The 15,099-nt window shown below is 51.7% G+C and carries 14 protein-coding genes and 1 tRNA gene; 10 read left to right on the top strand and 5 right to left on the bottom strand.

What is annotated here, in order from left to right; translation table 11 throughout:
- Window positions 1–123 precede the first annotated feature (123 nt).
- The 4 genes from aspS to gatB are packed head-to-tail and all read left to right on the top strand — an operon-like array spanning window position 124 to window position 4,663.
- Entirely contained in the window at window positions 124–1,437 is a 1,314-nt protein-coding gene (aspS, locus tag NWE93_11515; GenBank protein MCW4000858.1) for an aspartate--tRNA(Asn) ligase, read from the top strand.
- A gap of 11 nt (window positions 1,438–1,448) precedes the next feature.
- Entirely contained in the window at window positions 1,449–1,745 is a 297-nt protein-coding gene (gene gatC, locus NWE93_11520; GenBank protein MCW4000859.1) for an Asp-tRNA(Asn)/Glu-tRNA(Gln) amidotransferase subunit GatC, read from the top strand.
- Window positions 1,746–1,747: 2 nt separating this feature from the next.
- Window positions 1,748–3,226, top strand: a complete 1,479-nt coding sequence (gatA, locus tag NWE93_11525) for an Asp-tRNA(Asn)/Glu-tRNA(Gln) amidotransferase subunit GatA (GenBank protein ID MCW4000860.1) — start codon at window positions 1,748–1,750, stop codon at window positions 3,224–3,226.
- Window positions 3,227–4,663 (top strand): Asp-tRNA(Asn)/Glu-tRNA(Gln) amidotransferase subunit GatB, encoded by a 1,437-nt coding sequence (gatB, locus tag NWE93_11530; GenBank protein ID MCW4000861.1) that lies wholly within the window; start codon window positions 3,227–3,229, stop codon window positions 4,661–4,663.
- On the opposite strand, the gene NWE93_11535 is transcribed toward gatB, so the two are convergent.
- Window positions 4,638–5,663: an asparaginase gene (locus tag NWE93_11535; GenBank protein ID MCW4000862.1), complete on the bottom strand. Its 1,026-nt coding sequence runs from the start codon at window positions 5,661–5,663 to the stop codon at window positions 4,638–4,640. The genes gatB and NWE93_11535 overlap by 26 nt on opposite strands.
- Before the next feature lie 111 nt (window positions 5,664–5,774).
- On the opposite strand from NWE93_11535, the gene NWE93_11540 reads away from it, so the two are divergent.
- From NWE93_11540 to NWE93_11560, 5 genes are all read left to right on the top strand, one after another.
- Window positions 5,775–5,851: transfer RNA gene (locus NWE93_11540), tRNA-Asn, on the top strand.
- Window positions 5,852–6,065: 214 nt separating this feature from the next.
- Window positions 6,066–6,644 (top strand): hypothetical protein, encoded by a 579-nt coding sequence (locus NWE93_11545; GenBank protein ID MCW4000863.1) that lies wholly within the window; start codon window positions 6,066–6,068, stop codon window positions 6,642–6,644.
- A gap of 81 nt (window positions 6,645–6,725) precedes the next feature.
- Window positions 6,726–8,372, top strand: coding sequence for an NAD+ synthase (locus NWE93_11550; GenBank protein ID MCW4000864.1), 1,647 nt, complete (start codon window positions 6,726–6,728; stop codon window positions 8,370–8,372).
- A gap of 392 nt (window positions 8,373–8,764) precedes the next feature.
- Complete coding sequence (locus NWE93_11555) at window positions 8,765–10,660, top strand: phosphoenolpyruvate carboxykinase (GTP) (GenBank protein MCW4000865.1); 1,896 nt, start codon at window positions 8,765–8,767, stop codon at window positions 10,658–10,660.
- Between the two features lie 140 nt (window positions 10,661–10,800).
- Window positions 10,801–11,040 (top strand): hypothetical protein, encoded by a 240-nt coding sequence (locus tag NWE93_11560; protein ID MCW4000866.1) that lies wholly within the window; start codon window positions 10,801–10,803, stop codon window positions 11,038–11,040.
- Window positions 11,041–11,173: 133 nt separating this feature from the next.
- On the opposite strand, the gene NWE93_11565 is transcribed toward NWE93_11560, so the two are convergent.
- Window positions 11,174–11,653, bottom strand: coding sequence for an AIR carboxylase family protein (locus NWE93_11565; GenBank protein ID MCW4000867.1), 480 nt, complete (start codon window positions 11,651–11,653; stop codon window positions 11,174–11,176).
- A gap of 126 nt (window positions 11,654–11,779) precedes the next feature.
- On the opposite strand from NWE93_11565, the gene NWE93_11570 reads away from it, so the two are divergent.
- Entirely contained in the window at window positions 11,780–12,244 is a 465-nt protein-coding gene (locus NWE93_11570; protein MCW4000868.1) for a hypothetical protein, read from the top strand.
- Here NWE93_11570 and NWE93_11575 read toward each other — a convergent pair.
- From NWE93_11575 to NWE93_11585, 3 genes are all read right to left on the bottom strand, one after another.
- The gene (locus tag NWE93_11575; protein ID MCW4000869.1) at window positions 12,236–12,721 is read right to left on the bottom strand and encodes a hydrogenase maturation protease; all 486 of its coding nucleotides are present in this window, start codon (window positions 12,719–12,721) and stop codon (window positions 12,236–12,238) included. The two genes, NWE93_11570 and NWE93_11575, sit on opposite strands and share 9 nt — an antisense overlap.
- Before the next feature lie 75 nt (window positions 12,722–12,796).
- Window positions 12,797–14,305, bottom strand: coding sequence for a DUF3131 domain-containing protein (locus NWE93_11580; protein ID MCW4000870.1), 1,509 nt, complete (start codon window positions 14,303–14,305; stop codon window positions 12,797–12,799).
- Window positions 14,306–14,562: 257 nt separating this feature from the next.
- Window positions 14,563–14,949 (bottom strand): nitrous oxide-stimulated promoter family protein, encoded by a 387-nt coding sequence (locus tag NWE93_11585; GenBank protein MCW4000871.1) that lies wholly within the window; start codon window positions 14,947–14,949, stop codon window positions 14,563–14,565.
- Between the last annotated feature and the right edge of the window lie 150 nt (window positions 14,950–15,099).

Here is a 15,099-nt window from a genome sequence, read left to right on the forward strand (position 1 = left end):
TTTGACGACTTAACTTGTTTGGCGTTTTTATTGTAAAATTACCGAAAACAAAAACTGGGTTTGCGCTCAATCAGACAAAACACAAATAAGGACTATCTTGCACTGTTCATTGAAGGATTCAAAATGGACAGCTTAGAAGGATTACGTAGAACACACTATTCAACCGACATCACTCCAAGCGCAGAAGGCGCCGAAGCAGTAGTCTTTGGGATAGTTGCCAGCATCCGGGAACACGGCAAACTAACCTTCCTGATTTTAGAGGACAAAAACGGCATCGTACAAGTAACCGTCCACAAAAACAACGTCTCCGAAGCCGTCTACGCCAAAGTAAAAACGCTCCAGGAACAATCCTTCATAGGCGTCAAAGGCAAAGTAAAAAGCACCGAGAAAGCGCCCCATGGCGCAGAAATCGCGCCCAGCGACCTGCGATTACTCTCGATTCCCCAAAGCATCCCCCCCTTCAAGTTATACAAGCAGAAGCTGCCCAACATAGAAAAACGCCTCGACCTAAGAGCCGTCGACCTACGCCGCCCCCAAGCCAAAGCCATATTCAAAATAAAACATATGGCGCTCCAATCCATCCGCGGCTTCTTCAGCGAACGCGGCTATCTTGAGGTGGAAACCCCCAAAATCATCTCCACCGCAACCGAAGGCGGCGCAGCCCTTTTCCCCCTGCTTTACTACAACAAAGAAGCCTTCCTCGCCCAGAGCCCCCAGCTCTACAAGGAGCAGCTTATCAGCGCATTTGAGAAGGTCTTCGAGATCGGCCCAATCTTTAGGGCTGAACGTTCCCGAACCATGAAGCACCTAAGCGAAGCCACCAGCGTAGACCTTGAGGAAGCATACGTCACCTACGAGGACGTGATGAAAACCCTCGATGAGGTAATCACCCACACCGTAAGTGACATAGCCTCAAACTGTAAAGATGAGCTTGCCCTGCTAAAGGTCAAGTTGAAGGTGCCTCAGTCACCCTTTAAGATTTACACTTACGACGAAATCATCGGTTTGCTCAAGGCCGAAGGCGTCGATGTGGAATGGGGCAATGACCTCTACGTTTCAGAGATGAAGCTCCTGGAGAAGAAGCTGCCTGACTTCTACTTCATCAAAGACTGGCCAACAGCCTCCAAAGCCTTCTACCTTAAAGCCAAAGAGGACAACCCAGAAATATGTGAATCCTTCGACTTAATGCATGGCTCCCTGGAGATATCTTCAGGCGGCTCAAGAATCGACCAGAAACAGGCGCTGATGGATAAACTTAAAGAACGCAGCTTCGACCCCAAAGCCTTCGAGTACCACCTTAAAGTTTTCGACTACGGCATGCCCCCCCACGCAGGCTTCGGCTTTGGGCTAGACCGCTTCATGATGGTGCTATGCAAGCAGAAGAACATCCGCGAAGTCGTCCTCTACCCCCGTGACCAGCGCCGCTTAATCCCCTAGGAGAAGAAAAAATGAGTAAAGAGAAAGTCAGCGATGCAAAACCCCAAATCAAGCACCTCAGCTGGCTTGCCCGAATAGAATTAACTGAGCAGGAAGAGCAGCTTTTCGCCAGCCAACTAAGTGACATACTGGACCTCTTCAAGAAAATCGAGAAGATCCCCCTAGACGAGGTGCCGCCCACCTACCACGCTTTGGAGCTAACAAACGTTTGGCGAGCAGACGTGGTGGAGCCTTCCATGAGCGATGAAATCCTCAAGCGTGCCCCGCAACTTAAAAACCGCTACGTCAAAGCGCCAAGGATGGGGTAAATATGCCCAAAAACATGCTCCTTTCATTTTCTGCCTTTGAAGCTGCCCAGAAAATCCGTGCAGGCGAAGTGTCGGCAGAGGAATACGTGGCGGCGCTTTTTAGCCACATCAAACTGGTGGATGGAAAAATCAAGGCTTTCGTCTCCACCGATCAAGAGGGCGCACTTGCCCAGGCTCGAGCAGTCGACAAACGTGTCCGGGCAGGCGAAAAACTAGGCAAACTCGCGGGGCTAGGTGTATCTATTAAAGATAACATCTGCACCCTTAACCTGCGCACTACCTGCTGCAGCAGAACCCTTGAGAAATATGTTTCCCCCTACGATGCAACAGTTATCGAACGCATCAAACATCAAGATGGCATAATCATCGGAAAAACCAACCTTGACGAATTCGCCATGGGCAGCTCAACCGAGCACAGCTGCTTTGGCCCAACACATAACCCCTGGGACCTCACCCGTGTCCCCGGCGGCTCCTCGGGCGGCAGCGCCGCATCCATCGCAGCGCAGGAGGCGTCAGTGGCGCTGGGCGGCGACACAGGCGGCTCGATTCGTTGCCCCAGCAGCTTCTGCGGCGTCACCGGAATCAAACCCACCTATGGACTAGTCAGCCGCTACGGCATGGTTGCCTACGCTAACAGCCTCGAACAAATCGGCCCCATCGGCAAAAACGTGCGTGACTGCGCTTTGATGCTGGAGGTAATTGCGGGACATGACCCCCGGGATAGCACATCCGTTAAAGACCAAACCTCCCCGTATCTGCAGGCAGTCGGCGCAAGCATCGACGGCTTAAAAGTCGGCGTCCCCAAAGAGTTCTTCGCCGAAGGCACTGACCCCCAAATCAGAGAAAGCGTACTTGACGCAGTTACAAAACTCACCTCTGCCCACAAAGTCACCTCCAAGGAGGTTTCGCTGCCCACAATATCCGATGCGCTGCCCGCATACTACATCATCGCCATGTCCGAGGCCAGTTCTAACCTTGCCCGCTTCGACGGCATACGCTACGGCTACCGCATCGACGATAGAACCTACGATTGGAGCACCGTATTCTCTAAAGACCGCGAATACGGGTTTGGCCAAGAAGTCAAACGCAGAATAATCTTGGGCACCTTCGCGTTATCCGCGGGCTACTACGACGCATTCTATCTGAGGGCACAGAAAATCCGAACGCTAATTATGCGGGATTTCATGCGAGCCTTCAAAGAGGTCGATGTGCTGGTGGCTCCCACGATGCCTGTGTTGCCATTTAAAATCGGCGAAAAAATGAGCGACCCCATCCAGATGTATCTTGCCGACGTAGACACAGTCCCCATCAACTTAGCCGGCGTCCCCGCGGCTTCGGTTCCATGCGGCTTCAAAAGCGGCTTACCCGTTGGGCTGCAGCTGATTGCGCCACATTTCCGAGAAGACCAACTCATCAAGGTGGCGTCGGCGTTTGAGCGAACCCTCAACGTTAACAGAACCGCCGATTTGGAGGAAGCCTAAATGGGCGAATTCGACTTAGAAGTCAAGATAGGCTTAGAAATCCACGTTCAACTCACGCACCTAAAAACCAAGCTGTTCTGTGGCTGCTCAACCGATTACCGCGGCAAAGAACCTAACACTAACCTCTGCCCTGTCTGCATGGGATTACCCGGCAGCCTCCCCGTCCTCAACGAAAACGCCGTCAAAGACGCAACCGCATTGGCGTTTGCATTAAACTCCACCGTGCAGCCTCACATGCTGTTTTTCAGGAAAAATTACTACTACCCCGACATGCCCAAGAACTTCCAAATCACCCAGTATGACAAGGCAGGAGGAGTCCCCTTCTCTGTAGGCGGCACAGTTACTATGGAGGGGCAACATGAAATCCGAATCACCCGCCTCCAGCTTGAAGAAGACCCAGCGCGGCTTGCCTACGAGGGCACCATCGACCAATCCACCGCCACCCTAGTGGATTATAACCGTGCGGGTATGTCGCTGATTGAAATCGTCACTGAACCTGACTTCCGAGCGCCCAAAGAAGCCCGCAACTTCCTAGATAAACTGCGCTCCATCGTTGAGTCACTGGGCATATCAGATGGCTCACTGGAGGGTGCCATGCGCTGTGACGCAAACATCTCCCTGAAAGGCGGCATCCGAGTGGAAGTCAAAAACATATCCTCATTCAAAGAGGTCGAGCGGGCATTGAACTTTGAGATTTCACGGCAGAAAAGCCTCGTAGCCAAAGGCATCAAGGTTAAACGTGAAACCCGCCACTGGGACGAAGCCCGACGCATCACCGTATCATTACGCACTAAGGAGGAAGAGCAGGATTACCGCTACTTCCCCGAACCCGACTTGGTCCCCGTTGCATTATCCAAGCCGTTTCTCACCGCCGTCAAAGCACACATGCCTGAGTTGCCGCAGGAACTTGGAAAGCGCCTCGAAAAGCAATACGGCATGTCCACTGAAAACGCCAAGATTTTAGCGGACCACGGCGACTTTGCCCGCTACTTTGAACAGTGCACCAGACTCTACCCTGACGCAGTGGAAATCAGCAACTGGATAGTAAGCGACTTAATCCCTGACTTAGCTAAACGGGAACGCGGCTTGCATGAGGCAAAGATGCCGCCTGAAACCTTCTGTAGCCTGCTGAAGCTCTTAAAAGACGGCGCCATCAACCGGGTTGCAGCAAAAACTGTGCTTGAAGAGGCCCTAGACACGGGGAAAGCGCCTGAGGCAATCGTTAAAGCTAAGAAACTCAGCAAAATCGGCGACGAATCCGTTATCGAAGATATTGTATCGAAAATCTTTGCGGAGAACCCCGTTGCGGTGGAGTCGGCGCTCAAGGATCCCAAAGCAGCAAACTACCTTGTGGGCTTAGTTATGAAGGCAACAAAGGGACAGGCGGATCCGCAGCTGGCAAACCAAGTTATCAGAAAGAAACTGCAGTCTGCTTAACCCCGATTTCCCCCGCCATGTTGTTTTTCATGGCATCCACGATTTCCCCGGCGGTTCGGTAGTGTGCGGCGGCATGCATAAGCTTCACAACAGCCACTTCCCCCAGCATGTCCCCTAGCCCCACCACGCCAGCCTGAGCCAGCTTGAGCCCCACATCATAAACTAATTTGACTGCGCCGCTGCTGCATTGGGTACACATGAACACCGGTATATCTGCCTCTTTAGCTCGGCGAAGAGCAGGCAAAAAAGAACACGCTTTATCCTGCGAGTTCACGTGCCCCGCTCCCAGTCCCTCGATGACTATGCCTCTGTAGCTTTGGTCGATGTACCAGTCGAGGATTTCTGGGTTTAGCCCCGGATACGCCTTGATGTAGCCCACCTTGAAGTCCATGGCGGAGTCGCATTCCACTTTTCGGTAAGGCTTATCCTTTTTAGGAGGCTTAAAACCGTCGTGACCGTTGAATTCCTCGAAAGCCGCATCTTTCTCAGTATCGACTTTTCTTGCCCTCACGCCCCGAATAAAGCAGCCGCCAAACGCAATGTACACGCCTACCTCGCCATCCGCCGCCATCCTTGCCGCATCCAACACGTTTCGGGGCGCATCCGAGTCCACTGTGCCAGCGGGCCGCTGCGCGCCAGTTAACGCCACCGTTCGGTCCAGGCCCTTGAGCATGAAGGAGAGCGCCGCGGAGGTGTAGTGCATGCTGTCGGTTCCATGCGTGATTAAGACGCCGTCGTAGCCCCGGTTGAGTGCCGCTGCGGTTTCGGAGGCGATTTTGGCCCAGTCCTTGGGGGTGAGGTTTGAGCTGTCTTTATCGACGGTTTTCTTCACTTTTATGACGTCGTCTTCAGTTAAATCCACGGTGTTGTCCAGCCCCGGAAAGTATCGTCGGAGTTTTTCAGCGGTTAAATCTGCAGCGTGAGATTCAAGCATCTCATCTTGGTTGGGCGTCATGAATATGGTGCCGCCGCATAGCAGCCAACACAGCTTAGGCTTCATAAAGCACCTTCGGCGGTTTCTATATTAAAGCTTTAACCCAAGCACACTGGGGCCGCGTTAAGAGAAGCTTATATACCACAAAAAGTACATTGGCTGAGCCGTGGATGGTTTGCCGCCGTTGCACAGCCCGGTAGTGCAACTGACTGTTAATCAGTAGGTCAAAGGTTCGAGTCCTTTCGGCGGCGCCATGACATTTACGAATCTTTCTGTTTTTCAGTTTTCAGAAGGCATACGTTAGTCTTACCAATACCCCGGCGGCCTTAAGCAAAGAATAAAAGGTATGGAGGAACGAATTATACCTAGGTCGTGGGGAGAGTTGAGGAGATTGATGATTGATAATTTCCCATCATACCCTCTTCTCTTCTGCCGTGAAGCTAAAAGAAATCGTGGAGGATAAGAAAAGTGGAGAAGGGAACAATCTTGGGATTAGTGGGTATGCTTGTTATTGCCGCAGTGTTTGCTTCGGTGGCGCTGCAGCAGCCGCCAGCTGAGAACTCAGCAACCGACGAGCCAATCCCGACTGCATCGCCGCAGAACCCCCCTGATGGAGGAATCGGCTCAAACGATTCAGCGCCAACTGCAAAGCCGACCAGCACCGCGCATCCCACAGCAAAACCGACAGCGGCGCCTACAACCTATCAAACGCCACAGCCCACGGCTGCGCCAACACCAACGCCCGCACCCACCTACGACGCCACAATCAATTACCAAGTCGCATCTCAAGGCTTCAGCGACAATCAATCAGTCGTTGTCATAGCCGCTAACTTCACGGGTGGACACGGATACACATTCCATTTTGACATGTTTAGATTGGTCGTGAATGGCACGCAGTTGGACACTGCCGGATGGGTGAATGAGGGAACAGTAAAGCTGGATACAGGCGCTGTGTACTCAGGGCAGCTCAGGTTTACTGTAAGCGGATTTGGCAACTATGAGTTAAAATACGAAGGGGACGCAAACATAAATTTCATCCGCGTGTAACCCTTCCACTTTGCTCTTTAAGTCAAGAAATTTATTAGCCTCCGCATCGTATTCGCGTTGGTGACATTTACGCGGTTAGCGATGGCTCAAATCAACTGCACCGTCGGAGACTTAGAAGGCAACATAAAAAAAATCGTGCAAACCACCCAGACCGCCAAGAGCCTGGGCGTTGACTGCGTTTGTTTTCCCGAGTTAGCCGTAACCGGTTATCCCCCCCAAGACTTGCTGCATGAATCTGACTTTGTTGAGCAAAACAAGCAGCGCCTCCTCGAAGCCATCTCGGAGCTGCAGGGCATCGGGGGAGTCATCGGCTTTGTGGATTGTGAGGGCAAAAAACTCTACAATGCAGCCGCAGTCTTCGCGGACGGAAAAATAGTTAGGATCATCCATAAAACGTTGCTGCCTACCTACGACGTGTTTGACGAGGACCGCTACTTCAAAGCAGCCTCCGAAAACCAAATCCAGCCTGTGGAAATCAGCATCAACGGCAAACGCCTCTGCCTCGGCGTAGAGATATGCGAGGACCTCTGGGACGACCAGTACACCATCAAAGTAACCGACTTGCTCGTGCAGCGGGGCGCCCAAGCAATCCTTAACATTTCCTCTTCGCCCTTCTATGTGGGCAAACGCTTTGAGCGCCAAAAACTCATCTGCAACAAAATCCGAAAACACAAAGTGCCCCTCCTCTACGTGAACTTGGTGGGTGGGCAGGACGAGTTGGTTTTCGATGGGCAATCTATGGCGTTTGGTGCCTCCGGGCAGCTTCTGGCGGTTGGGCGCCAGTTCCAAGAGGACCTGGTGGTGGTCGAGTTAGATTCAGCCCAAGCCGCCGCACCGGTCGAGTTTGAACCTTACAGCCGCGAAGCCGAAATGTTTAACGCCCTCGCACTTGGCATCCGTGACTACTTCAAAAAAAGCGGCTTTACCCACGCGGTGGTCGGCATGAGCGGCGGCATCGACTCGTCGCTTTCCAGCTGCATCGCCGTGGAGGCTCTGGGAAAAGAAAACGTCATCGGCGTCTCCATGCCCTCCAAGTACTCCAGTAGCCACAGCAAAACCGACGCGGAAAAACTCGCCCAAAACCTCGACATATTGTACCTGCAGCTGGGCATACAGGACATCGTTGACTCCTACCGCAAGGCACTAAGCATGCCTCTGCGGCAGATTCGAAAGCACTATGGAATCAGCCCAGAAAACGATGATCCCGTCGCCGACGAGAACCTGCAGCCTAGAACCCGCGGAAACTGCCTCATGGACATCGCTAACCGCCTCAAAGCCCTCGGCATCTTGGTGGTGAACACAGGCAACAAAACCGAGTTGGCGCTGGGCTACTGCACCCTCTACGGCGACATGGCAGGAGGCATCGGCGCTTTGGGGGATGTGAGTAAACTCGACGTTTACCGCTTGGCTCGCTACGTTAACGCTAAATGGGGCGGCGAGGTGATTCCGGAGGCGGTTTTTGTTAAGGCGCCTTCTCCGGAGCTTAAGGAGTGCCAGTTTGACCCCTTTGACTTCGAGGTGGTTAGCCCCTTGGTGGATGAGTTCATTGAGAACCGTCGTAGCCGCGCGGAGTTGGTGGCGATGGGTTACGGGGGGGCGGTGGTGGAGGATACTTATCGGCGGATACGTAACTCGGAGTATAAGAGGCGCCAGGCTGTGCCGTGTATAAAGATAACCAGTAAAGCGTTTGGGCTTGGACGCAAGATGCCTATAGTGAATAAATTCTGAGGGCGGTTTGATAAAAAGAGATTTGCATCTAACGTGCACTGCTTGAACTTGACATCCTGATGCCGGGTGTTGAAATGCAGGTTGGTATGAAAATTGGCTTTTCAGTACTTCTTTAACCTCTAAAAGCTGGGCGGAGGCTTGGTTTGCTATTTGATTGCCGAAAAATGTGGCATTTACATTGCCGCTGAATTGCAGAGGATATTGTTAATAAAACAATCCCTAAGCTCAAGTTATGTAAATGAATTCCGAAGCGCTGCACACATCAGGTAAAGGAACAGTAAGCTTTTGTAAAAAAACCGTAGAAGTAATTGAAACATAACGCTTCTGCTTGCACAAAGTTTTTTAGTTGACTGATGCATTTCCCAAAGCGGAAAGCGATAGAAATGCCGATAATGAACCCTTACCTTGAAACCCTGCAGCCTAAACTTAGCGCCGCAGACTTCAAAAAGATATGTGAAATCGACAACCCTAACGTGCACGAGTTCATCGCAAAAGCAAGCGACCTCTGCCACCCGGAAAAGATCTTCATCTGCACCGACTCAACTGAAGACCTCGAGCACATCCGTAAACAAGCCATCAGCACAGGCGAAGAAAAAGCCATCCTTGACCTGGAGGGACACACCGTCCACTTCGACGGCGAACAGGACCAGGGCAGAGACCGCCAAGCCACCAAGTACCTCGTCGCCAAGGGATCCAGCCTAAGCAAAGCCCTCAACCAAATAGACCGCCAAGAGGGTCTTCTTGAAGTTATGGGTCTGCTCCGGAATAGCATGGTTGGCAAAACCATGATTGTGCGCTTCATCTCTTTAGGGCCCGCTGACTCGGTTTTCACCATTCTGGGGCTGCAATGCACTGACTCATGGTACGTTGCCCACTCTGAGAGCCTGCTTTATCGCCCGGGATTTAACCAGTTCGCGAAGGCAGGAAACAGAACCGAGTTTCTAAAAGTGCTCCACTCCGCAGGCAAACTTAACAGTGACATGGTTAGCGTGGATGATAAGCAAAAACGCATCTACATCGACCACATGGACGAAACCATCTACAGCGTCAACACCCAGTACGCAGGCAACAGCGTGGGCTTCAAGAAACTTGCCTTCCGCTTGGCAATCCGCAAAGCAAGCACCGAAGGCTGGCTAGCAGAGCATATGCTGCTTATGGGCGTGTTTGGGCCTAAAGGACGCAAAACCTACTTTGCAGGTGCCTTCCCAAGCGCATGCGGCAAAACCTCCACTGCCATGCTGCCCGGCGAAACCATCCTGGGCGACGACATCGCCTACATCCGCGAGATGGACTCAGCCGCCCGCGCAGTCAACGTGGAATCAGGCATCTTCGGCATCATCCAGGACGTTAAAGCCAAAGATGACGCGCTCATCTGGAAAGTCCTCACTCACCCCGGAGAAATCATCTTCAGCAACATCCTAGTCAAAGACGGAAGACCCTACTGGCTTGGAATGGGCCAAGAGCTGCCTAAAGACGGCTTAAACTACACAGGCGCATGGTTTGAAGGCAAAAAAGACGAAGCCGGCAACGACGTGCCAGCAGCCCACAAAAACGCCCGCTACGCAGTTTCGCTTACGGCGCTTGAGAACTGTGACCCTGAACTTAACAACCCCAACGGTGTAGAACTGGGCGGCATCATGTATGGCGGCAGAGACGCAAGAGCCTACGTGCCTGTGCAGCAGGGTTTCAGCTGGGAACATGGCATAATCGCTTATGGCGCCTCGCTGGAGACGGAAACAACCTTTGCCACCATCGGCAAAGAGGGCGTGCCCGAAATTAACATGATGAGCATTCAAGACTTCATCAGCATCCCCTTGGGCAGGAACGTGCGCAACAACCTCAACTTCGGCGCTAAACTCCAAAAGCAACCCATAGTTTTCGGCGTAAACTACTTCTTAAAGGAGGTAGGCAACGGCAAATACCTCAACAGCCCACAGGACAAGCACGTCTGGGTTAAATGGATGGAGCTGCGTGTCCACGGCGAAGTCGACGCGATTAAGGCACCCACAGGCTACATACCCAAATATGAGGACTTAAAAAAGCTCTTCAAAGAAGTCCTCAACAGAGAATACACCAAAGAAGACTACGTTAAGCAATTCACCACCCGCGTACCAGAAAACCTCGCCAAGATCGAGCGTGTCCAGCAGTTCTACCAAGCAAACGTCACCGACACCCCATTGGAACTCTTCGGCATACTCTACCTGCAACGCCAGCGCCTGATGGATGCACAGGCAAAATACGGCGACTACATCTCGCCTGAATGCTTCCAAAAAGAAGCCTCAGCTTAACCGCAGAGCCCTTCTTCTTCATTTTCTTTTTCCCTAATTTGGGTCAAAATATAAATGGACCTTGCATACAGACTAATAATTCATAATCGTTAATAAAATAAAAAAGAAAACTGTCTAAGCAAGAAGGAAGAAAAATGATGATGAAGAAGCTTGAAAAGCGCTGTATACAAACCGTAAACCTAGCCAACCTGGAAGGCGACGGCTCCTTTGCATGTCCCAAGTGCGGCGTCTCCATCTCGCCCGACGACGAAAGTGAAGACAACTACGAAATCATAGACACCAAAGTAGTTAACGACGAACTCTCAGAGCTTGTTATCGCCTGCGGCAAATGCGGATGCACCATTAAGCTGATTGGTTTCCAGCAAATCTTTGACGCATAAAACCCCCTGACCTTTTAACACGTTTCGCATGCCCAGCGGCAGCTAACGGCTTTTATCGGTTAGACGCTCACGCCGGCAACTATCGGTTATATTCAAACATGCGGCAAAACCTAGAAGCAGAGAGGAGGTTAGGTTATTTGAGGTTCTTCACTGATTCGTTGGCTCGGTCAAGCTCCTTCTTTTTGCCCTCTTGGTAAGCCAACACGTTAGCATAAACCGCCTTATCCTCCAGCGCCAGCATCTTTGCAACCGCAATCGCGGCTCCCTCAGGTTCAATCGTCACCACGGAGCCTATGCCGCTGGGTACGCGAAGCGACGAATAAATGTCTGCGCCACCGTATTTGTCGCTGTAGGGTGGACAGGCAATCACCGGCTTGGATGTGTTTCCGTCTATGAATGCGCTTAGAGCATTAGAACGCCCCGCCACCGTGACGTAAACCACTTTTTCAGCTTCGAATTCTTTAAGGATCGCCAGCACTGTTTGCGGCGTCTTATGTGCGGATGCAACGCGGAACTCGTATTCTACGCCCAGGAGCTTAAGGTACTTGCCTATGTCGCGGCTAAACTCTAAATCGCGTTCCGAACCCATAACAAGGACTGCTTTGCCTGCCATCGCAATTCACAGTTAATGCTTACTCCTATCTAGCTAATTAACGTAACCCGCAGCCCAACTCCGTGACTGCATGTCGCCGACAACAACCGTTTATTATCTGCACCAATCTGTCTGTGCTTGATTTGTATGGTACAACAACAAACCACAGCGCTAGAGCGCCTAAGGCAACTGATCGGCGAGTGGCAGGTAGGCATCGCGCTGCGCACAGCCGAGGGCATAGCTGTGGCGGGCTGCGGCGAAATGTCGGCGGTGGAGGTCGAATCGGGCATAAACAGCGAAATCAACACCCACATCGAAGGCTACGAGGACTACTACGAAAACGACCTCTGGACAGTAGACGACGTAACCGGGCAGGTGCACCTCTACAGCGTCACCTCGGATGGTGAAGCCCACGACCACGTTGGCAAATGGAGAGACGACCTCACTCTTGAACTGAATTGGCGGGGAACATACGAGGATCAAGACCGAGAAGAAAACGTGATTGCAAGGTGGGCAAACAAAGACCAAATTGAGCTAAAAGTAACTAATTATCGCCAAGATAAACCGTTAATGACGACGGATTACGTGTTTAAAAGAAAAAATCTAGCTTAGAATCGCAAGCAAAATCTGAGTTAACTTTTCCGCTGCCTCAGCAACCTCGCTGCTTACTTCCTCGCCGAACCCTAAATCTTTAGGCTCCACCAGCAGAAGCCCAACTTTGGCGCCCGTTGATTTCTTAACGTACTCGCAGAAAACCCGCAGAGGCAGCACATGTGAAGAAACAGCCGAAAACCCCGCCACTGCCTCGGCATCCACAAGGCTTGCCTCTCCTGCGTTGCGTCTTAAAACTGCGGTGTCGATGAGCAGCACATGGGAGGGCTGGAACTTTTCGATGTCCAGCAGGTACCCCTCCGGCACTGTTTCGCATTCTAAAAGGCAAACTTGAGGGCGCACTTTACCCTGCAGGGCCTGCACTATTTTTAAGCCTACAAAGTCGTCTCTGCGTATGGGGTTGCCGATTCCTGCAACAACCACCTTTTTAGCATCTGCAAACCAGCTTTGCAGGTCCCGCTCAATCAACGATGACATTTTCAACTGAAAGAAGCAAGCACAGGCTAGAAAAGGCTTGCCCCAAAGGAAGCATTAATCCCACCTAGGAGTATACTAAGCGGGTTGGGGGCTGCGGGAGGCAAGATGTTTCTTTCCCAGCCGATTTGTCACCGCTGCTAAAATGCAGATAAACACCATAAACGAAACAACCAAAACCTCGATTAAAAACTCGTTTAGAGTCCAAGTGAATCCGCCGTGGTTTGCTTTATGGGGAGCATTCGGTGTGGGTTGCTCTGATGTTCCAGGCGTGATGGTGGGGGCGTCAAGCGCAGCTGTCTGGTTTGAATCGCTTTGAGGAATAGGAGCTGATGTTTCAGTCGATATAGAGGACGGCGCCAATGGAGCGTAGGGGTAACTGAAGTTCACGTTGACGTCTTTGTCGACGGCGTAGCGGGCGGCACTGACGATTAAGCCGTTACTGAAGTCACAGGACGAAACGGGTTTGCCTGCTTCATCCACGCCGGCGGCGTAGCCGTTTTGGGAAGCGGGGATACGCTGAAGCAGATAGTTAACCATGGTTTGGGTGTAGTTTGTGTTGTACACCGCCAAAAGCCCCGTTGCCGCTTTCAGGTACACAATCGGCGTCACCGAAACGTCGGTGTCTACGTCGTTGCAGTCGCCGGTCTGAATTATCCACATGCGTCCACCGGGCAAAACAACCCATTCCCAAACAAACCCGATACTGCAGAAGCCCTCGCTAAAAGCAGTGAATTTACCTGTTATGTTGTAACGTGTTTCTTGAGCCAAATACACCTGCTCGGATAATGCGAGTATGCGTTTATCGGTGGGGTTGAGGTTAAAGATAGATAGCAGCAGCGGATCACAAGATATCTTCGCCGAAGGCAACGATACGCCCCCGTAGTTAACTTTGGGCGCGGAGACAATCAGGTTAAGAATCGAGTCGGCTTCAGCAGAGAAGCGCTGCGGCCAAAAAGCGGCAAAGCCGCAGGTAACATAGTAATCGTAGACGTTGGGGGCCCGCGTGCCGCTAAGCATTTCTCCAAGCAATATATCCACTGAAATCTGACGCCGCGTATAGTTAGTTACATCGTAGACGATGCGGTCGATACGGGACTTTAAGCTGGGATCCGCGGTTTGCAGGTTCTTTAATGCAACAAACAGGCAGCCAGCGTCGGTTGCAACCTGCTCGACCCCATTGGCGTTCTGGCCATTAGCCGAGTTGTAGGCAAGATATGGTAGCCCATCTGCCATCAGTGGACGCTTCTCAAGAAACCGCAAGAACCGCTCTACGCGGTCATTAAATCCCCATGTGCCATTGCGCTCGATAAGCCCCAGTTTTTCAGCGTCGATTACCGCTTGAAGGTAGATTCCCGCGTCCCAATCAGTAAAGTAGGAGGATCCCACACTGTTCTCGGGCAACCCCGTGGATGCGTCCACGCCGACGCCTGGCTGAAAGAAGCGCCAAGCGTTCGATGCCATAGTTAACCAGAAAGCAGATGGATCGGCGGTGTCTGCTCTGGTAACTAAAACATTCGCGCCAAGAGAAGTGATTAATCCTAAAAGAAGAGTATAGGTGAGGATTTTGAGGGTTTTATTTTTCAAGCAAGCACCACAAAAAAGGCTCAGCGGAACCTCTCCTGTTGAGTTTCCAAAAGCGGAACGCTTGGGGTAGCCACAGGTTGGTTTACCAGAAAATGTTGGCTGATGATTGAGGCTTTAGCAAGGTGTTACTGAGCCAGAATTCGAGTTATAAAAAACCGCTCTTAAAATAAAAAAGTATGTGACTACACGGAACCACAGCGGGTAAGCATTGCCTTAACAGATAGGCCACGGACAACAATGCCTGCATCCGCCCACGGCTAAGGGTTCTTTTTTGCCAGCGTCGGAGGCTTGCGACGGGCATCCCAGGCATGATGCAGCGCCAAACCCGGGTGACTGAGCAGCATACGGGGTCCAGCGTACCGCATGACGGTCCGGGCTTTCTGCTTCATGTCGGGTCGATAGCAGTGGATGGTGCATTTGCCGCAGGTGGTTTTTTTCTCTTGGAAGGGGCACTTGTCGAGGCGCATAAAGGCGTATTCTTTGAATTGCTGGCACTCCATGCAGAGGGCGCCGTTTTGGGTGCCGTGGTGGTTTTTGCAGTAGATTTCCACCATGTAGCCTATGGTTTTCTTTTCGCGTCGCATGCGTTTATGGGTGGGGTTTGGGCGTTGAGGCTGCATATGCATCAGATTATAGGTGGGCATGAACCCACATAAGTTTTAACCCTAATAGCTAAGGGGTTTTCTGGCAGTTCAATTCTGTGCAGGCTGTTTTTGTTTAGTTGTTGTTGTGGCGGATCCGCCTTTATTCAACAACAACCCGCGGATTGTGCAAAGCAATGCTTCTTAGCAACA

The sequence above is a fragment of the Candidatus Bathyarchaeota archaeon genome, from assembly GCA_026014735.1.
GTDB lineage: Archaea > Thermoproteota > Bathyarchaeia > Bathyarchaeales > Bathycorpusculaceae > Bathycorpusculum.